Origin of the sequence: Bacillus sp. SORGH_AS_0510, assembly GCF_030818775.1 — a bacterium.
Classification (GTDB): domain Bacteria; phylum Bacillota; class Bacilli; order Bacillales; family Cytobacillaceae; genus Neobacillus.
Genome location: NZ_JAUTAU010000001.1, coordinates 1,811,762 through 1,831,879 on the forward strand (window position 1 = coordinate 1,811,762; position 20,118 = coordinate 1,831,879).

The window sequence follows — 20,118 nt, forward strand, 5'->3', positions numbered from 1 at the left end:
CTTTATTTCTTTTTAAAATGGACTACTGCTGTAAAATAGGTTTGGCCATTGTCATTTACATGCATCTGATGTGATACGGAGTGAACTCCTAGCATAATTGCTCTGTTCTCATCAATTTGTGACTCAATTTTCTTTTGTAAGGTTTTAAGGTTTGTTGCCTCAAAAAACTCCACTTTATCTTCGATTAATTCAAATTGAAAATTCATAGAATCATTCCTTTCTTACCCTATTTTAGTAATTTCTTTTTCAGCTAGCAATAACGTTTGAATAAATAAAGAGAATATGATAACATGTTGTTTATTAATTCATAGTATACTTATAGGAATTATAAGTTAAGATGAGGTGTGAAGTATGGGAAGAGAATTTCTAGAAATCTTTGAGCAGTGGGCCGATTCTTATGATGATACAGTCTTTGGATATGATCGAGAGTATAAAGGAGTATTTTTAAGATATGAGGAAATATTGGGGGCAGTTGCCGAAAAGTCCAAAGGACATGTGGTTGAATTCGGCGTTGGTACAGGAAATCTGACACAGAAACTAATAGTAAAAGGTCTTAAGGTAACAGGAGTTGAACCTTCCCCTTCCATGCGGAAAATTGCGCATGATAAACTTGACGGAAAAGTGGAACTGCATGATGGAGATTTTCTGCATTTTCCGGAAACAAAAGCAATTGATACACTGGTTAGTACTTATGCTTTTCATCATCTTACCGATGATGAAAAAGCAAAGTCTATTGGTTTCTATGGCAAGCTCCTTTCAAAAGGTGGTAGAATAGTCTTTGCGGATACGATGTTTGAATCAGAGGAAGATTATAAGCAACAAATCGTTAAAGCAAAAAATGATGGCTTTCATAACCTGGCAAAAGATTTGGAAACCGAATATTATACAACGATTCCATTTTTAAAAAATATATTAGAAAAAAACTGTTTTAGCGTTACATTTACGCGCTTCAACGATTTTGTCTGGTTAATGGAAGGCGTAAAACAATAAGAAAGAGGTCAAAGTATGAAAATCGCAATCATCGGAGCAATGGAAGAGGAAGTAACGTTACTAAGAGATCATATTGAAGGGAAAACACAAGAAACGGTAGCTGGCTGTGAATTTACATTCGGTACCATGCATGGTGTAGATGTGATCTTGCTCCGCTCAGGAATTGGCAAGGTTAACGCGGCCATGTCAACAACTATCTTACTTGAAAAATATAAGCCTGATTATATTATCAACACTGGTTCTGCTGGCGGTTTTAACCCTTCTTTGAATGTGGGCGATGCGGTCATTTCAACTGAAGTTCGTCATCATGACGTAGATGTAACAGCATTTGGATATGAATACGGTCAGGTTCCACAGCTTCCAGCTGCATTTTTAGCTGATGAAAAGTTAATTGAGGTTGCTGAAACAGTATCAAAGCAACTGGATAAGTTTCAAATCGTTAAAGGTTTGATCGTAACTGGGGATTCTTTTATGGAAGATCCTGAAAGAGTGGAATTTGTACGTTCGAAATTTAATGAGTTACAAGCAGTGGAAATGGAGGCAGCAGCGATTGCACAAGTTGCCCATCGATTTGGAGTTCCATTCGTCATCATTCGCTCTCTGTCTGATATTGCTGGAAAAGAATCCGAGATATCTTTCGATCAATTTATTGATAAGGCCGCAACTAATTCTGCCACGTTAGTAATGAATATGGTGGCCGCATTAAAATAGTTGACAGGAGTGGGGAAATGAAGGTTTATAAAAATGTTCATGAACTAATTGGACACACACCAATGGTAGAAATCACACAATTCCAGTTGCCTGAAGGTGTTCGTATCTTTGCAAAACTAGAATTTATGAACCCAGGAGGAAGTGTCAAAGACCGACTTGGAATGGAGTTGCTTGAAGAGGCATTTTCTAGTGGGAAGCTACGCACAGGTGGAACAGTCATTGAACCAACGGCTGGAAATACGGGTATCGGATTAGCTCTTGCAGCTATAAACAAAGGTATTGAAGTGGTTCTATGTGTTCCTGAAAAGTTCAGCATTGAAAAGCAGGAATTAATGAAGGCTCTTGGGGCCAAAATTGTTCATACTCCGACGGAAAAGGGAATGAAAGGTGCGATTGCTAAGGCTAAGGAATTGGTTCAGGAAATTCCAGGTGCATACTGTCCACAGCAATTTGGAAACCCAGCTAATCCTGAAACATACTATAAAACGCTTGGTCCTGAAATTTGGGAGCAGCTTGATGGACAATTACATGTATTTGTCGCGGGTGCGGGTACTGGTGGAACGTTCATGGGTACGGCTCGTTATTTAAAAGAGCAGAGCGCTAAAGTAAAAACCGTCATTGTAGAACCTGAGGGTTCTATTTTAAACGGTGGGGAATCAGGGCCGCACAAAACAGAGGGTATTGGAATGGAATTTTTGCCTGATTATATGGATACCCACTACTTTGATGCTATTTATACTGTGTTGGATGAACATGCGTTTAGTCTTGTTAAAGAATTAGCAGCGAAGGAAGGCCTTCTTGTCGGCAGTTCTTCTGGTGCTGCCTTTCATGCGGCATTAGAAGAAGCTGAAATATCACCGCCAGGTACCAATATTGTCGTTGTTTTTCCAGACGGAAGCGAAAGATACTTAAGTAAGAAGATATTTGAAGGGGGTATTTAGGTTGAAAAGAAAAACAAAATTGATTCATGGGGGAATTAGCCAGGACCCAGCAACCGGAGCGGTATCTTTTCCAATATACCAAGTGAGTACCTACAAGCAGGAAGGAGTAGGGGGTCATAAGGGATTTGAGTATTCAAGAACTGGAAACCCTACAAGGAACGCGCTTGAGGAATTAATTAAAGATATTGAGGGTGGAACGGCTGGCTTTGCTTTTGGTTCAGGAATGGCGGCAATTACGGCAGTCATCATGCTATTTAATAGCGGAGATCACGTTATTCTTACGGATGATGTCTATGGTGGAACATTCCGTGTAATGACAAAGGTATTAAACCGATTCGGAATTGATTCTACATTTGTTGACACTAGTAATTTAGACAATATTAAGAGTGAAATCAAACCGAATACAAAGGCGATTTATTTAGAAACACCGACCAACCCATTACTTAAAGTGACAGATATTGAAGCAGCGGCAAAGCTTGCCAAGGAACACCAGCTATTGACTATTGTAGATAATACGTTTTCAACCCCATATTGGCAAAATCCAATTGAGTTAGGAGCCGATATTGTCTTACACAGTGCAACAAAATACATTGGTGGACATAGTGATGTAGTAGCTGGTTTAGTGGTTGTAAATAGTGAAAAATTAGCTGAAGATCTTCACTTCGTGCAAAATTCTACAGGCGGTGTATTAGGCCCGCAGGATTCTTGGCTTTTAATCCGTGGTATTAAGACTCTAGGTATTCGTATGGAAGAAACCGAAGAAAATACTGCTGCAATTGTAGAGTTTTTACAGTCCCATCCTAAGGTTAAAAAGGTTTTTTATCCGGGTATTGAATCGCACCCCAATCATGAGATTGCCAAAAAGCAAGCGAGAGGTTTCGGCGGGATGGTCTCCTTTGATGTTGGAAGTGCTGAAAATGCAGATAGATTATTAAGTAAGATTCATTATTTTACATTGGCAGAAAGCCTAGGTGCGGTCGAAAGCTTAATTTCTGTTCCTGCGCGAATGACACATGCTTCCATTCCGGCTGAGCGTCGTGCGGAATTAGGAATTACAGATGGATTAGTCCGTATATCCGTGGGACTAGAAGATGTAGAGGATCTAATTGAAGATTTAACACAAGCATTAGAATAAATAAATTAACCAGACACCAGGTCAACCCGCCTGGTGTCTGTGCTTTTCTTTTACTAATATTTACATCCTCTTTCATGCTAGATTTTATGTTAAAGTAGGTTAGTAGATTATAAGAAAAGCAGGTGGTAAGTAGTGAAACAACAAGCGAAGAGTTTGTATGAAAAAATGGTTGATTTTAAACGTTTTGCCACGATCTTATTGGCTGTTGGTGTATTTTTTTATTTAGGCTTAATTATTCCGTCGGACACTAAAAGTGAGATGGATGTAAATATAATGGTTCTTTCTTCTTTGTCATTCCTAGCATTATCTATTTTGTTTTTTATACAATCCAAACAATGCCAAATCAAGTTGTCTGAAATGGACGAAGGACAGGATTATCTGATGAAAAAATAAGCGATTCCTCTTCAGGAACGCTTATTTTTTTTGATTTTATAAAGGGCTTTTTAATTAATTTTAAAAAAATTACTTCCAAAAGGTTTACAAATACTAGGTGAGTGGATATAATTACCGTAGCAAGTAAAAAATTCCAAAGGAGGTCGAAGAAAATGAATTTAATTGTAGCCTGCACGAAAACATCATATTTGAATATCATGCATTCGACCAGACTGGAATGGATTGCTTAAGTTATTAAGTGACATTACATATCCATGCCGCAGGGAGAATGACGCCTTGCGGTATTTTTGTGTCTAAAAATCGTGCCGCAAGGGATATCTTCTTGCGGCCTTTTTGTGCCCTTTTTAATCGCCAGAAGGATGTGTAATGCATAAATTGGAAATGTTGTTAGAACAAGTTTAAAAAATTACTTTAAAGGAGGTGTTATATATGACCTTAAATATTTTATTTTTCTCCATCACAATCAAGAAGCGTGAAGTTGATCTAGAGAAAATTGCTCAACAAGAGATGGTTGATAAGCTATACGATCAAAATAAAGATCGTCAAATATCCATGCATCATTTTATGTAATGTAACCTCATGTACCAAAAAGGAAGTGAAAAAAAATGACTCTAAATATCCTATTTTTAACTATTACCATTAAAAAGCGACAAGTAAGCCTTGAAGAAGCTGCACATCAAGAAATGGTAGATAAGCTATATGAGAAGAACCGAGATCGCCAGGTATCTATGCATCGTTTCATGTAATTTCTAAAAATCTCAAAATCAGAAAGGTGGTTTTAATATGTTATTTTTCTTAATGCAAGGACGTGGAAACAGTTTCTGGGGTATGAAAGATACCACCTAGCTGTGTGAGAGAATAAAAGTAGGAGGTAACTAAAATGCCGCTTCATATTTTGTTATTATCATTGTTCTTTAAACCTAAGAAAAAAGATTCCTAAAAGTGTTTGTTAACAGAATGTTCATTTTTCCTTAAGTTAGTGACTGTGAAAATGTGCTAAATTCAAATTAGAAAATAGCAGTTTCTATCCTAAGGAGTGGAGAATATGTTCATGGTTGTGATGGCTTTCGTCATTACTGGGGCGATTGGTTGTGTAATCTCAGCAGAACTAAGTGTAGAAAGATAACAACAGAAAGCATCGGCCAAATACTCGGCCGATGCTTTTTTACATAATAAGATTGTATAAAATTCGAGTTCGAGAATTGTCCAGCTCCAGCGCCTAGCCCCTCGGGTCAAATAACCTTGGGCGAGTAAAGTCAAAGAGCGACTTTTCTTGCCGAAGAACATTTGCCTGTCGGGGCTGACCAAGGCGCTTACGCTTTTCTTAATGCTAGTTACTCAACTCCAGGAACTCATCTATGTCATCAAGACAAATTTGAACGGCTTTTTCCCAAAAGTCTTTCTTCGTTAAATCTACCTGCAAATGCTTTTGAGCTAAATCTTCTACTGACATAGAAGCGGTATCCCTTAACAAAGCAATATACTTTTCTTCATATCCTTTGCCTTCTTCAAGTGCCTGTGCATAAATACCTAACGAGAATAGATAGCCAAAGGTATATGGGAAGTTATAGAAAGGCACTCCTGTTATAAAGAAGTGAAGCTTAGAAGCCCAAAATAAAGGATGATACTCTTGTAAAGCCTCACAATACGCTTCTTTTTGTGCGTTAAGCATCAATTCATTTAGTCGGTCTGCAGTTACTGGCCCTTGCTTTCTCTCCTCATAAAAACTTGTTTCAAAAAGGAAGCGCGCATGAATATTCATTAAAAGAGCAACCGTCCTTTGTATCTTATCATCTAGGAGAACAAGTTTTTCTTCCTCGTTTTTTGCGTTTTTAACTGCGGCATCTGCAACAATCATCTCGGCAAAAGTAGAGGCGGTTTCAGCCACGTTCATGGCATAATTTCGGTTAAGATGATGGACACCCTTCATGGCGAATGTATGGAATCCATGACCTAGTTCATGTGCTAGAGTAGACACGTTTGAAGGTGTTCCGGAATAGGTCATAAAGATCCGGGATTGGTCGCTTTCAGGGAAGAACGTACAGAATCCGCCTGGCGCTTTACCAGGGCGATCCTCACCTTCAATCCACTGCTCTTCAAATGCTGTTCGGGCAAAGGAAGCCATCTTTTCACCGAACAAAGCAAAATTCTGCTCAATAAATTTTGCACCCACTTGATAGGAGACCTTTGACTCTGATTTTCCAATAGGAGCATCAAGGTCATACCAGCTTAGTTTATCGATGCCTAAAAGTTCAGCTTTTCGCTCTAAATAGGTAACCAGCTTCTGTTTATTTTCGGAAATGACTGACCACATTGTTTCCAACGTTTCTTTCTCCATACGATTAATACTAAGTGGTTCTTTTAATACATCCTCCCAGCCTCTTTTCTCATAAACACTTAGACGGAAGCCTGAGAGGTGGTTGAGAGTTTTTGCAAGAAAGTCTGCCTGTTCTCCCCAGGCCTTCTCCCAATTTTTAAATATAGCTTCTCTTACGCTTCTATCAGGGCTTGAGAACTTGTTGAACGCTTGACCGACGGATAGCAGTTTTTCCTCTCCATCTTCGCGAGAAGAAACTTTAATTGTCCCGACGATTAAATCGTATAATTGCCCCCAGCTATGATATCCATCGACCCCTAGGGCACTAATTAGCGCTTCTTCATCCTTCGATAGTTTATCCTTAGCGCGAGTACGCCGCTCTGTTAACACAAAGGATAGAACCTTTAACTGCTCATCTTCTAATAGCTGTGTCCAAACGTCATCGCTAATTGAGGTTAATAGACTGTCAAAGGTACTAAGGGCTGATTGAAAGGCTGCACTTAAACTAGTTACTTTTGAGTCCAGTGTATATGCTTGTTTATCTTCCGTATTTTGTGCCTGCAGACAACTAACAAATGCCCCTGCTTGACGAAGTTTTTTTGCCGCTTGCTCAAAATCCTCAAGTATTTCTTTTAAAAATTTGCGATCCTCTGGTGAATTGAGCGGAATCCAGTTGCTTGCCTTAGTTTGAAAGACCTCAATTAATGTTGCCGTATGATTTAGATGGTCAGTGAATTCTGGTGAATGACTACCGCCCTCAAAGAATACGTCTAAGTTCCAAACATCTGAATATGTAGTGGATGTCATCTATGCCCCTCCTTAATGGATATAACAGTTATCTAAAAAGACTTTCCGCTTTCCATTATAAGTTACTTTTTCTAAAAATTCTATATTAGCAGAAAAATGGAGACTGACCTAAAAGTTGAGTCAGTCTCCGTAAGAACCTTAACAAGCCCTGTTATACCACCACCAGCCCCCGAAGAGTAATAATAGTATAAATAAGACTATGATAACCGCAATCCAGAATCCACTGCCGGCTGCATATGGAACAGGATAAGCTGGATATGGGGCGGGATAACCGCAAAAACCATAAGGGCTTGGATATCCGTAAGGCATCATGATTCCCCCCTTTATCCATTTTATAATAGGGTATGAGCCCTTGTATAAGCATGTATAGGCAAACGTGTATGTCCCAATCAATTCAACAAGATTTCACAGATGTTCTTAATATTTTGTAGTATAATTTTGCCTAGAAATATTTACGGGAGAGGGATACCATTGAAGAAAATTCTGCTTATTGATGATGAAACACTGATGTTAGATCTACTTTCCCTTTATTTAACTCCTAGAGGCTATGAGTGCATTAAAATGACATCAGCGTATAAGGCGGTTCAATATCTCGGAGCAGAGAGTGTAGACCTTGTTTTGTTAGATGTCATGATGCCAGAAATGGATGGCTGGGATACATGTCAGGAAATGAGGGAAATTGGGGATATACCAATCATTATGCTTACCGCTCGCAGTGAAAAGATAGATATTGTTAAAGGGTTAAATATGGGTGCTGATGATTATATCTCAAAACCGTTTGATGAGGAAGAGCTGATTGCAAGAATAGAAGCAGTATTAAGAAGAAAAAATGGGCCATCAAGCATAATTGTTTTTTATGGGCTTTTGCTTAATGAAGAATCCTTTGAGGTATCCTACCAGGGTCATTTTGTTTCTGTAACACCAAAGGAATTTTCCTTACTTTCCCTTTTATTGAAAAATAGAAATAAAGTGTTTACCCGAGAGCATTTGCTTACATCCATTTGGGGATATGCAGTAACAACAGAAGATCGGACCATTGATTCGCATGTAAGAAATTTACGGGAAAAATTACGGAAATCAGGTTTTCCTGTTGACGATTATTTGACAACTGTATGGGGACTAGGGTATAAGTGGATGGATAAGGATTTATAAGCGAGAACCTCATAGTTTTAGATAATGTTCAGGAGGCAAAAAGGTGAAAGTACAAATGAAAGTGATATTAGCTATTGCTTTAGGAATATTACTAGTTGCTACAGGATGCACAAATAATAGTGAAAATCCAAAAAAGACCCAGCAGGATAAGAAAGTTGAAACAAAAGCAAAATTTGAAATTGTTGAAGCAGAGTCACTAAAATTTAAAAACATTCGTGGGATTGGCTACCCAGGTAATGACAATGCGCTTTATGTTGCTACAAATGCTGGTTTAAAATTTTTCAAAGATTCAAAGTGGTATGAACCCACCACATACCAACATGATTTTATTGGATTTCAAGCGGTAGAAGATGGGTTTATAGGAAGTGGGCATCCAAAGAAGGGAACAGGATTGAAAGATCCTCTTGGTGTGGTTAGAAGTGTTGATAAAGGGAAGACTGTAGAGCCAATAGCCTTCTATGGTAAGAAGAACTTTCATTTTCTAGCTTCTAGTTTTTCAGGGCAAGGGCTTTATATTATTAATGAAGCACCCTCTGAAGATTTAAATTTAGGTGTAAGCTACTCTAAAAATAATGGTGACACTTGGACTCAAAGCGCATTTAAAGGGTTTACTGCAGATTCATTGGGAATGATTGCTGTTCACCCCAAAAATGGTGACATCATGGCGATGTCAACAAGGACTGGTATTTATTATTCAACAGATAATGGGAATACAATGAATCCAATTACGGGCTCCATTATGGTGACATCCCTAACGTTTAGTGGAGATAGCATTCTATACTCCAGTGTGGAGAATGATAAGATCTTATTAAAAATGATCAATCCTGTAACGAATGCGCAAGGTGTGATAGAGATTCCTTTCTTGGATTATGATAACCCTATTACATATTTAGCGGTAAATCAAAAGGACCATAATCAAATGGCCTTTACCACCTATAAAAATGATATGTATGAATCCCATGACGGTGGTAAGAAATGGACTATTCTTCTTAAAGACGGAAAAAAAGAGCAGGAGTAACTGCTCTTTTTTTCGTATAGTATAGAAGGTGTTTAGTTTTTTTTCTTTCGTTCCTTTTCAGCTCTATAAAATTCATGAAACATTTTCATTAATGCCCGCTTTTCTATTCTTGAAACATAACTTCTTGAGATACCCAATTCCTTAGCAATTTCCCGTTGGGTTTTTTCTTTTTGGAGGTCTAGGCCAAACCGCCCGACAATCACTTCTTTTTCACGATCATCGAGCACCTCGATATACTTTTTTATCTTCTCAAGTTCCATATTCAGCTGAATGGTGTCAATTACGTCTTCTGATTCTGATTTTAGGACATCTATTAGGGAGATTTCATTTCCTTCCTTATCCTGACCAATGGGATCATGCAAAGATACATCTTTCTTTGTTTTCTTGAGTGCGCGTAAATGCATGAGAATTTCGTTTTCAATACAACGGGCTGCATAAGTGGCTAGCTTTGTTCCTTTCCCTTCGGAATAACTCTCAATCGCTTTAATTAAGCCTATGGTTCCAATGGAGATTAAATCTTCGGAATCCTCCCCGGTATTTTCAAATTTTTTAACGATATGCGCAACCAGACGCAAGTTGTGCTCAATTAACATATTTCGCGCATGTGAATCCCCTTCTGCCATTAACCGTAAATATTTTCTTTCTTCAGCAGCAGATAGGGGCTGAGGAAAGGCGTTGTTCTTAACGTAAGAAACAAGAAATAAAAACTCCTTCATTAAATATCCTAGTGCTGTTAAGATTCCAGACATCCACTTCCACCCCAATGCTTTTAATTTTTGGGCTATGGCCTATTACTAATTCCTATGAAAAAATCAGGAAATTGTGTCTGTCCAATTTAATTAATATTTTTTTTAATTAGGCTCTGTTAAACTTGCCTGTTGATTTCCGCTCCAGACGCAAGCGGTTCGTGGGTGTTTCGGCGAGCCTCCTCGGCGCAAGTGCCTGCGGGGTCTCCCCTGAACCATATTCCCACAGGAGTCTTCGCGTCTTCCGCTCCAATCAGCAGGGTGCAATAATCAACATTGTTCTTTAACACAGCCTTTAATTAAAAAAGCATCAACCTTGAAGGTTAATGCTTTTTGTTGATTATTAGACTTTTTTCAGTTTAAATGAACTTACCATTAGGAATGATAGAATGATGATTATAAATAAGAACGTTTGAGATGGAACGTATGGAATGATTAGATAGCTTAGCGTTGCTAATACACCAGCCGCTGTGATTGGCAGGCCGGTAAAATATCCATTACTTTCAGTAATATTAAAACGTGCGAGTCTAAAAGCACCACAACCAATATAAAAAACAGTGAAAAAAGATCCTGGTCCGCCGAATTCATGTAAAATTCCTTGGTATAGTAATAGTGCAGGAGCCACTCCAAATGATATAATATCACTCATGGAATCTAATTGTTTTCCAAGCTCGGATTCAATATTAAACTTTCGTGCAATCATACCGTCAAAACGATCTGCTAAGGCTGCAATAAAAATAAGCAGTAAGCTTAGTCTTAGATTACCATGAAGTCCAAATACAATGGCAAAACCGCCTAATGATAAATTTATTAGTGTGACTACATTTGCAGTTTGAGATTTCAATTTTTTTAAAGTTTGATCCAATACGTCCAGCAAAAACATTTCTCCTCATCACTCCTTTTCTTAGCAAAAGGAAATCAATTTTTTAGTTTATTCTATATTATTTAATTCTAAGCTTTTTATGACTGTTCGTAAAGAGTATTTTTACACTATTTGGGGGTAGATTGATGTTACAAGGTTTATATCGTCTCATGATTGAATTAACGAATGGCAAGTGGACATCCAGCATATTAAGAAGGTTTGCCAGTTCACGTACAAGCCGTTTTGTTGTACCGTCCTTCGCTAAAATTTATCAATTGAATGAAGCAGAAATGGAAAAGAGAGTGTCGGACTATCCAACACTTCATGATTTATTTGTACGCACACTAAAGCAAGGGGCACGGGTCATTGATAAAAATGAAGACTCTGTAGTCAGTCCAGTAGATGCTGTCATTGAGGATATTGGATCGATTAAAGAGACAAGCGAAATTGTTGTAAAGGGAAAGACCTATTCAATTGATGAAATGCTTGGTGATCCTGCGGCCTTAACCAAATATTTAAATGGTACATACATGATTCTTTATTTAAGTCCAAGCCATTACCATAGGATACATAGCCCTGTAAATGGTACTGTAACAAAACAGTGGACACTTGGATCAAAATCGTATCCAGTCAATAAATTAGGCTTAAAATATGGTGTCCGAACCCTTGCAAAAAATTATCGGGTAATTACAGAGGTTAAAACCAACTATGGACATGTGGCAATTGTTAAAGTTGGAGCCATGTTTGTTAATTCAATTGAAACGACTCACAAGGGCTCAACCCTTGAAAAAGGAGGGGAGATGGCCTATTTTAGCTTTGGGTCAACTGTTGTTCTTTTATTTGAAAAAGACACCTTCCGGTTAGAGTCAAATATTCAAACACCAAAGGATATTAAGGTTGGTGAAAAAATAGGTGTGTTAGTTAAAACAGAATTGGGAAAATGATTTGACTGTAGAAAAGGTCTATAAAAAAAGAAAAGCCCTAATAGGGCAGTATTGAAAATATTAAGAGGAAAGCTTTATTTTATTATTCAACGAACGACGGTAGATTTCGGACTCAATGAGACCAATAAAATCCGGGCTTAGGTTTAATTCTTTGGCTTTAAAATATGATTCAATTAATAATTCATCTGACAGTTTCCTCACGTCAGAATCCACCTCCGTTTATTAATAAATTGTTCTATTTGATGAAAACTAAACATAAAATAGTACGTTCAATTGGTGTACCCTAAATCTACCAAATTTATCCCTATAGAACAATCGTTCTATTTATCCACAACTTCTGGTGGATAAGTTGTGATTAATTTGTTCATAAACAGAGAAAACTCAAAGGATACAATGGGTATAATGTTAATAAGGTTATCCACAGAGTTTGAAAAAGTAGATATTTGTCGAAAAATATTTTTATTTTTTATTTAAAACATTCACAACCGTTGAAAATACTGACTATTAATTTTAAGAAGAAATGAAGTGTGGTCGAATTTTGTTGAATAATTAAATGGTTATTTTTCTTTTGAAACAACGTTTAATATTGGTTATGATTGTACAGGTACAGTTTTTTAAATGAGCTTCTATTATTTAGAATGTTAATGAGGTGTAAGCTTAGTGTTAAAACAATTTTTACCAGATGAGCATGTAAAAAGCATTCTGGATATATCTCCTTCAGAATTGAAAGAAAAAGGGATAAAAGGGATTATTACAGATTTAGATAATACCTTAGTTGAATGGGACCGCCCTAATGCGACCCCCCAATTGATAAATTGGTTTGATGAAATCAGAAATCATAATATCCTTGTAACAATCGTCTCTAATAATAATGAAGAACGAGTAAAGGCCTTTTCAGATCCTTTAAACTTACCGTTTATTTTTCGAGCGCGAAAGCCACTTGGACCTGCATTTAATAAAGCAGTAAAGCAAATGGGGATTAAAAAAGAAGAAGCGGTTGTCATTGGGGACCAATTATTAACAGATGTATTGGGTGGAAACCGCAGTGGTTTTCATACCATATTGGTTGTACCCGTTGCACAAACAGACGGCTTCTTTACAAAGTTTAATCGGTTTGCTGAGAGAAGAATTTTGAATTGGTTTAGAAAAAAAGGCATGCTTCAATGGGAGGATCATTCGTGAGTGAACAACATATTTGTATCGGCTGTGGTGTAAAAGTCCAAACAGAAAACCCGGAATTACTAGGCTATGCACCAGCTTCAGCATTAGAAAAGGAAATCATTGTTTGTCAAAGATGTTTCAGACTTAAGCATTACAATGAAGTTCAAGATGTTAATCTTACTGATGATGACTTTTTAAAGATCTTAAATGAAATGGGTCAAACAGATGCCCTAATTGTCATGATCGTAGATATCTTTGATTTTAATGGAAGCTGGCTACCTGGGTTACATCGATTCGTCGGGAAAAACAAAGTGCTTCTTGTAGGTAACAAGGTCGATTTATTACCAAAGTCAGTCAAACTCAACAAGCTAACAAACTGGATGAAAAATGAAGCCAAGGAGCTAGGGTTAAGGGCAGAAGAAGTATTTCTTGTGAGTGCGGCTAAGGGTTTGTTTATTAAAGAAACCGCTGCAGCTATTGATGAAATGCGGAACGGGAAAGATGTCTATGTAGTTGGTTGTACAAATGTAGGAAAATCAACTTTTATAAATAGAATTATCAAAGATGTAACTGGGGAAGAAGACCTTATTACTACATCACATTTCCCTGGGACGACGCTTGATATTATCAAGATTCCTCTAGATGATGGGAAATTTTTGATTGATTCACCAGGGATTATTAACCACCATCAAATGGCTCATTTTGTTGATAAAAAAGATTTGAAAATTATTACTCCTAAAAAGGAGATTAAGCCAAAGGTTTTTCAATTAAATGAAGGTCAAACCTTATTTTTTGGTGGCTTAGCAAGATTTGATTATATTAGTGGCGGCAGAAGATCATTTGTGTGTTACCTATCTAATGAATTAAATATTCATCGTACAAAATCAGAGAATGCCACTGAACTATATAATAAACATGTCGGTGAAATGCTGACACCTCCGCAGCCAGAACAAGTGGAGTCTTTTCCAGAGTTAGTCAGACAAGAGTTTGTGATAAAGGAAGCCAAGACAGATATTGTTTTTTCAGGGCTAGGTTGGATTACAGTGAATGAGCCTGGAGCAAAAGTAGCTGCATATGTTCCAAAAGGTGTCCAAACAATGATCCGTAAATCATTAATTTAAGTTATAGAGATTATAAATTCAGAACTTGGGTGAGGGGAAGTCAAGTGAAAAAGCTGTATGCAGTTTTAGGAGATCCGATAGGACACTCGATGTCGCCTGTCATGCACAATGATTTGTTTTCCTTTTATAACATCGACGCCTATTACCTTCCTTTTCAAGTGAAGAGTGAAGAATTACGGGAAGCAGTAAAGGGATTAAAGGCGCTTGGGGTCGGCGGATTCAACGTTACTGTACCTCATAAAAGTACGATTATTCCTTTCTTAGATGAGGTAGATGATTTAGCAGCCAATATCGGTGCTGTGAATACTGTCGTTAATAAGGATGGGAAATTAATTGGCTATAATACCGATGGTCCAGGATTTTTAAGGGGACTTCAAACAAGCCTTTCTTCCTTGAAAGATAAAAGGGTCTTAATTATTGGAGCGGGCGGAGCAGCACGGGCGATTTACTTTACTTTGGCGAATGAACAGCCTTCAAGCATAGATATCACTAATCGTACCTTAGAAAAGGCAGAAAGTTTGATTGAAGCATGTCCCTATGCAATTTCATCTACCGCATGTAACCTATCTGAAGCTAGCAAACAATTAGAAGAATATGATTTAATTATTCAAACAACGATGGTGGGAATGTCTCCGCGGACCTCTTTGCAGCCTCTGGATTTAACAAACATGAGGAAAGGTACAATGGTTTGTGATATAATTTACAATCCGCTTACTACTCAATTTTTGTATGCTGCAAAAGAAAAAGGGGCAATGACGCAAAATGGCATTGATATGTTTGTCTATCAAGGGGCCCTTGCGTTTGAAAAGTGGACAGGCATTCTGCCGGATACCCAACGAATGAGAGAGAATGTGTTGACACAATTAGGAGGAAAGACATGTTAACAGGTAAACAAAAACGTTTTTTGCGTTCAAAAGCACATCATTTAGATCCAATTTTTCAAGTAGGAAAAGGCGGAGTAAATGAAAATATGATAAAACAAGTAGCTGATGCACTCGAGGCTAGAGAACTATTTAAAATCAGTGTCCTGCAAAATTGTGAAGAAGATAAAACAGAAGTTGCAGAACAGCTAGCAGAAGGAACAGGCGCTGAGATCGTACAAATCATTGGTAACACGATTGTCCTTTATAAAGAGTCTGTTGAAAAGAAAACGATCACCCTTCCATAATCCAAGGAGTAAAGGATGGCGACTGCATGAAGAAGGTTGGAATATTGGGTGGAACATTTGACCCGCCGCACTATGGTCATTTGATGATTGCTAATGAGGTTCTTTCCGTGCTTCAGCTTGATGAAATTTGGTTCATGCCAAATCAAGAGCCGCCTCATAAGAAAAAGACAAGTACCGTCAAAAACGAAGACCGTCTTCGGATGCTTGAGCTTGCTACTCAAGGAAATAATGCTTTTAAAATAGAGACCATAGAATTAGAACGAAAAGGTCCCTCTTATACGATTGACACAATGAAGATGATTAATGCGAAGTATCCTAATCATCAATTTTTCTTTATCATTGGGGCTGACATGATAGAATATTTACCGAAATGGCAACAGATTGATGAGCTTATTAAGCTCGTTCAATTTGTTGGTGTACATAGACCATCATATAGCCATGAAACAAATTATCCTGTACTTTATGTAGAAGTACCAGGCATGGATGTGTCCTCAAGTATGATTAGAGAACGGTTCAAGAATGGGAAGACCATCCGTTATTTGTTGCCTGATGTTGTCATTGATTATATTGAGGAGAATCATTTATATGGAACGTGAAAGAGCATTACAGCTAGTGAAAGAACAGTTAACGGAGCATCGATATCAACATACAATCGGAGTCATGGAAACAGCCATAACATTAGCCAAGCAATATGGAGCTGATGAAAAAAAGGCTGAGTTAGCTGCTATTTTTCATGATTATGCAAAATTTCGTCCAAAAGAGGAAATGAAGGAAATCATTTCCTCAAAAGGATACCCTCTGGACTTACTGGAATATAATGCGGAATTATGGCATGCGCCTGCGGGTGCATATTTAGTTGAGAATGAAGTAGGAATTACCGACCAAGAAATTCTAGATGCCATCCGCTACCATACATCAGGAAGAGTAGGAATGACCTTATTAGAAAAAGTGATCTATTTGGCAGATTATATTGAACCAGGCCGTCACTTTCCGGGGGTAGACGAAGTAAGAGAACTGGCTAAATTAAATTTAAATCGTGCACTGGTTAAATCAGTGCAAAATACAATTTTATTTTTATTAAAAAAGAATCAAAAGGTGTACCCTGATACATTTTATACTTACAATGACCTTGTCAATAAACTGGAGGATTGATGGATGAGTAATCAAGACCTATTAAAATTAGCTGTAAAAGCAGCCGATGACAAACGTGCGGAAGATATATTGGCATTAAATATGAAGGGAATCTCTCTAATTGCTGACTATTTTATTATTTGTCATGGTAATTCGGATAAACAGGTCCAAGCAATAGCACGAGAGATTAAAGAAAAAGCGCAAGAAAACGGCTATGATGTTAAAAGAATGGAAGGCTTCGATGAAGCAAGATGGGTCTTAATTGATTTAGGTGACGTCGTAGCACACGTGTTCCATCGTGAGGAAAGAAGCTACTACAACCTTGAACGTCTATGGGGCGATGCACCGCTTGAAGATATCCATAGTGAGTTAAATTCATGAGTTATGAACAGTTTGCCTATTTATATGATGAGCTAATGAAGGATGCTCCTTATGAGGAATGGGTAAAGTTCGTAAAAGAGAAGCTTGAGCAATATGATGTTACTGGGGAGCGATTGCTTGATTTAGCCTGCGGAACGGGGGAGCTTTCCATTCGTTTTGCGGATGAAGGATTTCAAGTAACGGGTGTAGACTTGTCCTCAGATATGCTAGCTGTTGCTCAGGCAAAGGCAGAAAATAGAGGGGTTCGGATTCCGTTTTTTGAGCAGAATATGATTGATTTAGATGGCCAAGGAGAATTTGATGTCATCGGTATTTTTTGTGATTCGCTCAATTATCTGCAAACCGAAAATGAGGTTAAAGCCACATTTACTACTGCTCTTCAGCATTTGGCTCATAGTGGATTATTTATTTTTGATGTCCATTCTACCTATAAAGTTGCTCATGGTTTTATCGATCAAACGTTTGCCCTTAATGATGAGCATCTTTCATATATTTGGAATAGTTTCGCTGGGGAAGATGAATATAGTGTCGAACATGATTTAAGTTTTTTTGTTCTTGATGAATTGTCGGGGAAATATGAACGGTATGATGAATTTCATTACCAACGAACCTATCCTGTTGAGCAATACTCATCTTGGTTAAATGAGGCTGGTTTTGAATTACTGGAAGTATGTGCAGATTTTGAATCTGAATTACCAAGTCCAGAATCGGAACGGATCTTTTTTATAGCAAGAAAAAAATAAAAAAATGCCATCTTTGTTTTTGAAAGATGGCATTTTATTTTTTGAGCTCTGTTAAACATTCCAGTGGATTTCCGCTCCAGGCACGAGCGGTTCGTGGGTGTTTCGGCGAGCCTCCTCGGAGAAAAGCGCCTGCGGGGTCTCTCCTGAACCATACTCCCACAGGAGTCTTCGTGCCTTCCGCTCCAATCAACAGGGTGTAAAAATCAACACTATTATTTTACACTGCCATTTTTTAAAGAAGGAATTTGTCTATTTTTGTTGAATATTAGTTAGAGTACTGTATTTCTACCTTATCAAGGTCTTCTTTAAATTTTGCATGGGTTGCCTGAAACACATGTTCAAAGACGTCCCCCAGTTCACTTTCCAATACCTTGATTCCTTCACCCGTTATGCCACCCTTTACACAAACCTTTTCTTGCAAGGATGGTAATGTATAATGTCCTTGTTTCAACAATTCACCTAGGCCAACAATCATTTCACTTGCAAAAATAGTCGCAGAATCTTCGTCAATTTCCGTTTCTTTAACAGCTGCTTGAATAAAACGCTGAAGCAGATAGCTAAAGAATGCTGGTCCACAACTCACAATATCGGAGGCTACTCTTGTATTTTTTTCTTCGATACAAACTGGTACAGATATCTTCGTAATTAAAGTTTCAATTTTTTCTCTCCAATTATCACTACAATTTTCTCCATAGGTAACCAAGGACACGCCGGATAATGCACGATTCGTGATACTTGGAATCACCCTGACCACTGAACATGCTACCTTTTTTTCGATTTGGCTTGTACTCACCGGACTTGTTATGGAAATAAGACATTTTTCCTGGTTTAAATGAGGAGTGATGTCCTCCAGTATTTTGTAAATGTCTAGAGGTTTTACACAAATAAATAACAAATCGGATTGAGCAGCCACCTCTTCAGGAGTTGCCCCAAACCCTTATGTCTCTATATTTATCTTTAAGCAGCATGGCTTTTGATTTCGTTCTATTTGTAATAATCATTGAAGAAGGGGAAACAGCCTGACTATCAATCAAGGCTTCCACCAAAATTCTCCCCATATTACCGGTACCGATGATACCTAGATTCATTTTTCCGACCCTCCTTCACTTGCAATATTCTTTTATAACCATATGAGAAGTGAGTGTGAAATATACCTTAGAAAGGATGGTTTCAAATGAAAGACTGGCTGTTAGAGCATAAGTTTTATGTGGTTATTGCTTTTGTTATCGGGTTGAGTAGTATTTATTATCTTTACAACAATAAAGATGTACCCGTCGCTTCTGAGTCAATTTCCATTGAAAAAAAGCTTGGTGAAAAGAGGGAGGAAAAGACAAATAATAAACAAAAGGAAAGTCAGGAAAAAACTGAACAAATAATGGTTGATGTAAAAGGACAAATCAAGCAGCCAGGAGTCTATCAAGCAAATACGGGGGAGCGGGTCATTGATGTCATAAGCAGGGCGGGTGGTTTAACAGATCAAGCCGATCAAACTCAAATTAACTTTGCTGAGCATGTTGCAGATGAAATGGTGGTTTATGTTCCGGCTAAGGGAGAAGCGGCTGATGCTATAGCTGGCAACATGGATAACCAGAATGCAACTGGAAGTCGAAGTCAGGAACAGGGGAAAATAAATATCAATAAAGCGGACACCACTGAGTTGCAAAATTTACCGGGAATAGGTCCGTCAAAGGCGGATGCAATTTTGGAATATAGGAATACAAATGGCCCATTTAAAACAGTAGAAGATTTAAAAAATATTAGTGGAATAGGGGAAAAGACGTTCGAAAAATTAAAGGATTTAATTGTTGTCCGGTAAAATCCTGGTTTGACCAAAATGTACAAGTGCCCTTAAACTAAATATAAATATTTATAGGGAGAGTGGGATTCGTGAATCATCGCCTATCTTGGGATCAATATTTTATGGCTCAAAGCCATTTGCTTGCATTAAGAAGCACGTGCACTAGGCTTACAGTGGGTGCGACTATTGTTAGGGATAAACGTATTATAGCGGGGGGATATAACGGATCGATAGCAGGTGGTGATCATTGTATAGATAAAGGCTGCTATGTAATTGATCATCACTGTGTGAGAACCATCCATGCTGAAATGAATGCCTTGCTGCAATGCGCTAAGTTTGGTGTGCCTACTGCAGACGCGGAAATTTATGTTACCCATTTTCCTTGTCTCCAATGCTGTAAAGCTATTATTCAAGCTGGAATCAAAACAGTTTATTACGCGGAGGATTATAAAAATCATCCATATGCTATTGAATTATTTGAACAAGCGGGTGTAAAAACTGAAAAAGTAGAACTAACAGAACAGGTGATTGACTTTAGAAAGATAGAACAGTAAACCTCTTACATGACGCCGGTAAGATCCGGCGTCAATCAACTAAAT

25 protein-coding genes and 2 pseudogenes are annotated in these 20,118 nt (G+C 37.9%); 20 read left to right on the plus strand and 7 right to left on the minus strand.

Annotated features, from left to right (window positions below; translation table 11 throughout):
• Nucleotides 1–2: 2 nt before the first annotated feature.
• Nucleotides 3–206, minus strand: coding sequence for a DUF2536 family protein (locus QE429_RS09125; RefSeq protein ID WP_307286603.1), 204 nt, complete (start codon nt 204–206; stop codon nt 3–5).
• Nucleotides 207–351: 145 nt separating this feature from the next.
• Here QE429_RS09125 and QE429_RS09130 point away from each other — a divergent pair, with 145 nt between their 5' ends.
• From QE429_RS09130 to QE429_RS09160, 7 genes are all read left to right on the plus strand, one after another.
• Entirely contained in the window at nt 352–990 is a 639-nt protein-coding gene (locus QE429_RS09130) for a class I SAM-dependent methyltransferase (protein WP_307286606.1), read from the plus strand.
• Between the two features lie 15 nt (nt 991–1,005).
• Nucleotides 1,006–1,701, plus strand: a complete 696-nt coding sequence (gene mtnN / locus QE429_RS09135) for a 5'-methylthioadenosine/S-adenosylhomocysteine nucleosidase (protein ID WP_307286609.1) — start codon at nt 1,006–1,008, stop codon at nt 1,699–1,701.
• A gap of 17 nt (nt 1,702–1,718) precedes the next feature.
• A complete protein-coding gene (locus tag QE429_RS09140; RefSeq protein ID WP_307286611.1) occupies nt 1,719–2,642 on the plus strand; it encodes a PLP-dependent cysteine synthase family protein in 924 nt (307 codons plus the stop codon).
• Between the two features lies 1 nt (nt 2,643).
• Nucleotides 2,644–3,777, plus strand: a complete 1,134-nt coding sequence (locus tag QE429_RS09145; protein ID WP_307286614.1) for a bifunctional cystathionine gamma-lyase/homocysteine desulfhydrase — start codon at nt 2,644–2,646, stop codon at nt 3,775–3,777.
• A gap of 132 nt (nt 3,778–3,909) precedes the next feature.
• Nucleotides 3,910–4,170, plus strand: a complete 261-nt coding sequence (locus QE429_RS09150) for a YrhC family protein (protein ID WP_307286616.1) — start codon at nt 3,910–3,912, stop codon at nt 4,168–4,170.
• A 429-nt stretch (nt 4,171–4,599) separates the two neighbouring features.
• Complete coding sequence (locus QE429_RS09155; RefSeq protein WP_307286619.1) at nt 4,600–4,740, plus strand: YrzI family small protein; 141 nt, start codon at nt 4,600–4,602, stop codon at nt 4,738–4,740.
• 35 nt (nt 4,741–4,775) lie between these two features.
• On the plus strand, nt 4,776–4,916 hold the full coding sequence (locus tag QE429_RS09160; RefSeq protein ID WP_307286621.1) for a YrzI family small protein: 141 nt from the start codon (nt 4,776–4,778) through the stop codon (nt 4,914–4,916).
• A 584-nt stretch (nt 4,917–5,500) separates the two neighbouring features.
• Here QE429_RS09160 and QE429_RS09165 read toward each other — a convergent pair.
• A complete protein-coding gene (locus QE429_RS09165) occupies nt 5,501–7,294 on the minus strand; it encodes a M3 family oligoendopeptidase (RefSeq protein ID WP_307286624.1) in 1,794 nt (597 codons plus the stop codon).
• A gap of 138 nt (nt 7,295–7,432) precedes the next feature.
• The gene (locus tag QE429_RS09170) at nt 7,433–7,606 is read right to left on the minus strand and encodes a hypothetical protein (RefSeq protein ID WP_307286627.1); all 174 of its coding nucleotides are present in this window, start codon (nt 7,604–7,606) and stop codon (nt 7,433–7,435) included.
• A gap of 159 nt (nt 7,607–7,765) precedes the next feature.
• On the opposite strand from QE429_RS09170, the gene QE429_RS09175 reads away from it, so the two are divergent.
• Both QE429_RS09175 and QE429_RS09180 read left to right on the plus strand, forming a co-directional pair.
• Nucleotides 7,766–8,446, plus strand: a complete 681-nt coding sequence (locus QE429_RS09175) for a response regulator transcription factor (protein WP_307286630.1) — start codon at nt 7,766–7,768, stop codon at nt 8,444–8,446.
• A gap of 43 nt (nt 8,447–8,489) precedes the next feature.
• A complete protein-coding gene (locus QE429_RS09180) occupies nt 8,490–9,464 on the plus strand; it encodes a F510_1955 family glycosylhydrolase (RefSeq protein ID WP_307286633.1) in 975 nt (324 codons plus the stop codon).
• A 32-nt stretch (nt 9,465–9,496) separates the two neighbouring features.
• On the opposite strand, the gene sigK is transcribed toward QE429_RS09180, so the two are convergent.
• Nucleotides 9,497–10,213, minus strand: a complete 717-nt coding sequence (sigK, locus tag QE429_RS09185) for an RNA polymerase sporulation sigma factor SigK (RefSeq protein ID WP_307286635.1) — start codon at nt 10,211–10,213, stop codon at nt 9,497–9,499.
• Nucleotides 10,214–10,553: 340 nt separating this feature from the next.
• Nucleotides 10,554–11,093: a CDP-diacylglycerol--serine O-phosphatidyltransferase gene (pssA, locus tag QE429_RS09190; RefSeq protein WP_307286638.1), complete on the minus strand. Its 540-nt coding sequence runs from the start codon at nt 11,091–11,093 to the stop codon at nt 10,554–10,556.
• Nucleotides 11,094–11,218: 125 nt separating this feature from the next.
• Between pssA and QE429_RS09195 the strand changes: the two genes are divergently transcribed.
• A complete protein-coding gene (locus tag QE429_RS09195; RefSeq protein ID WP_307286640.1) occupies nt 11,219–12,016 on the plus strand; it encodes a phosphatidylserine decarboxylase in 798 nt (265 codons plus the stop codon).
• A 60-nt stretch (nt 12,017–12,076) separates the two neighbouring features.
• On the opposite strand, the gene sda is transcribed toward QE429_RS09195, so the two are convergent.
• On the minus strand, nt 12,077–12,217 hold the full coding sequence (gene sda / locus QE429_RS09200) for a sporulation histidine kinase inhibitor Sda (protein ID WP_307286644.1): 141 nt from the start codon (nt 12,215–12,217) through the stop codon (nt 12,077–12,079).
• 459 nt (nt 12,218–12,676) lie between these two features.
• Here sda and QE429_RS09205 point away from each other — a divergent pair, with 459 nt between their 5' ends.
• The 8 genes from QE429_RS09205 to QE429_RS09240 are packed head-to-tail and all read left to right on the plus strand — an operon-like array spanning nt 12,677 to nt 17,721.
• On the plus strand, nt 12,677–13,198 hold the full coding sequence (locus QE429_RS09205; protein ID WP_307286645.1) for a YqeG family HAD IIIA-type phosphatase: 522 nt from the start codon (nt 12,677–12,679) through the stop codon (nt 13,196–13,198).
• Complete coding sequence (gene yqeH, locus QE429_RS09210; RefSeq protein WP_307286647.1) at nt 13,195–14,298, plus strand: ribosome biogenesis GTPase YqeH; 1,104 nt, start codon at nt 13,195–13,197, stop codon at nt 14,296–14,298. The genes QE429_RS09205 and yqeH overlap by 4 nt, the downstream gene beginning before the upstream one ends.
• A gap of 44 nt (nt 14,299–14,342) precedes the next feature.
• Nucleotides 14,343–15,182: a shikimate dehydrogenase gene (gene aroE, locus QE429_RS09215; RefSeq protein WP_307286650.1), complete on the plus strand. Its 840-nt coding sequence runs from the start codon at nt 14,343–14,345 to the stop codon at nt 15,180–15,182.
• Entirely contained in the window at nt 15,176–15,466 is a 291-nt protein-coding gene (gene yhbY / locus QE429_RS09220) for a ribosome assembly RNA-binding protein YhbY (protein ID WP_307286652.1), read from the plus strand. Before aroE ends, yhbY begins: the two co-directional genes overlap by 7 nt.
• A 26-nt stretch (nt 15,467–15,492) precedes the next feature.
• Entirely contained in the window at nt 15,493–16,062 is a 570-nt protein-coding gene (locus tag QE429_RS09225) for a nicotinate-nucleotide adenylyltransferase (protein ID WP_307286654.1), read from the plus strand.
• Nucleotides 16,052–16,618 (plus strand): bis(5'-nucleosyl)-tetraphosphatase (symmetrical) YqeK, encoded by a 567-nt coding sequence (gene yqeK, locus QE429_RS09230; RefSeq protein ID WP_307286656.1) that lies wholly within the window; start codon nt 16,052–16,054, stop codon nt 16,616–16,618. The genes QE429_RS09225 and yqeK overlap by 11 nt, the downstream gene beginning before the upstream one ends.
• A gap of 3 nt (nt 16,619–16,621) precedes the next feature.
• Nucleotides 16,622–16,978, plus strand: a complete 357-nt coding sequence (gene rsfS / locus QE429_RS09235; RefSeq protein WP_307286658.1) for a ribosome silencing factor — start codon at nt 16,622–16,624, stop codon at nt 16,976–16,978.
• A complete protein-coding gene (locus QE429_RS09240; RefSeq protein ID WP_307286660.1) occupies nt 16,975–17,721 on the plus strand; it encodes a class I SAM-dependent DNA methyltransferase in 747 nt (248 codons plus the stop codon). Before rsfS ends, QE429_RS09240 begins: the two co-directional genes overlap by 4 nt.
• 265 nt (nt 17,722–17,986) lie before the next feature.
• Here the strand turns inward: QE429_RS09240 and comER are convergent.
• Nucleotides 17,987–18,809: pseudogene (gene comER, locus QE429_RS09245) on the minus strand (late competence protein ComER).
• 86 nt (nt 18,810–18,895) lie between these two features.
• Between comER and QE429_RS09250 the strand changes: the two are divergent.
• Both QE429_RS09250 and QE429_RS09255 read left to right on the plus strand, forming a co-directional pair.
• Nucleotides 18,896–19,537: a helix-hairpin-helix domain-containing protein gene (locus QE429_RS09250; protein WP_307286662.1), complete on the plus strand. Its 642-nt coding sequence runs from the start codon at nt 18,896–18,898 to the stop codon at nt 19,535–19,537.
• A 71-nt stretch (nt 19,538–19,608) separates the two neighbouring features.
• A pseudogene (locus QE429_RS09255) lies at nt 19,609–20,070 on the plus strand (ComE operon protein 2); the annotation flags it as partial.
• Nucleotides 20,071–20,118 lie beyond the last annotated feature (48 nt).

What these genes read in the sequence shown, in the direction of transcription:
- QE429_RS09125 (WP_307286603.1), bottom strand. Translation starts at nt 206, where the DNA reads ATGAATTTTCAATTTGAATTAATCGAAGATAAAGTGGAGTTTTTTGAG.
- QE429_RS09130 (WP_307286606.1), top strand. Translation starts at nt 352, where the DNA reads ATGGGAAGAGAATTTCTAGAAATCTTTGAGCAGTGGGCCGATTCTTAT.
- mtnN (WP_307286609.1), top strand. Translation starts at nt 1,006, where the DNA reads ATGAAAATCGCAATCATCGGAGCAATGGAAGAGGAAGTAACGTTACTA.
- QE429_RS09140 (WP_307286611.1), top strand. Translation starts at nt 1,719, where the DNA reads ATGAAGGTTTATAAAAATGTTCATGAACTAATTGGACACACACCAATG.
- QE429_RS09155 (WP_307286619.1), top strand. Translation starts at nt 4,600, where the DNA reads ATGACCTTAAATATTTTATTTTTCTCCATCACAATCAAGAAGCGTGAA.
- QE429_RS09160 (WP_307286621.1), top strand. Translation starts at nt 4,776, where the DNA reads ATGACTCTAAATATCCTATTTTTAACTATTACCATTAAAAAGCGACAA.
- QE429_RS09165 (WP_307286624.1), bottom strand. Translation starts at nt 7,294, where the DNA reads ATGACATCCACTACATATTCAGATGTTTGGAACTTAGACGTATTCTTT.
- QE429_RS09170 (WP_307286627.1), bottom strand. Translation starts at nt 7,606, where the DNA reads ATGATGCCTTACGGATATCCAAGCCCTTATGGTTTTTGCGGTTATCCC.
- sigK (WP_307286635.1), bottom strand. Translation starts at nt 10,213, where the DNA reads ATGTCTGGAATCTTAACAGCACTAGGATATTTAATGAAGGAGTTTTTA.
- pssA (WP_307286638.1), bottom strand. Translation starts at nt 11,093, where the DNA reads ATGTTTTTGCTGGACGTATTGGATCAAACTTTAAAAAAATTGAAATCT.
- QE429_RS09195 (WP_307286640.1), top strand. Translation starts at nt 11,219, where the DNA reads ATGTTACAAGGTTTATATCGTCTCATGATTGAATTAACGAATGGCAAG.
- yhbY (WP_307286652.1), top strand. Translation starts at nt 15,176, where the DNA reads ATGTTAACAGGTAAACAAAAACGTTTTTTGCGTTCAAAAGCACATCAT.
- QE429_RS09225 (WP_307286654.1), top strand. Translation starts at nt 15,493, where the DNA reads ATGAAGAAGGTTGGAATATTGGGTGGAACATTTGACCCGCCGCACTAT.
- yqeK (WP_307286656.1), top strand. Translation starts at nt 16,052, where the DNA reads ATGGAACGTGAAAGAGCATTACAGCTAGTGAAAGAACAGTTAACGGAG.
- rsfS (WP_307286658.1), top strand. Translation starts at nt 16,622, where the DNA reads ATGAGTAATCAAGACCTATTAAAATTAGCTGTAAAAGCAGCCGATGAC.
- QE429_RS09240 (WP_307286660.1), top strand. Translation starts at nt 16,975, where the DNA reads ATGAGTTATGAACAGTTTGCCTATTTATATGATGAGCTAATGAAGGAT.
- QE429_RS09250 (WP_307286662.1), top strand. Translation starts at nt 18,896, where the DNA reads ATGAAAGACTGGCTGTTAGAGCATAAGTTTTATGTGGTTATTGCTTTT.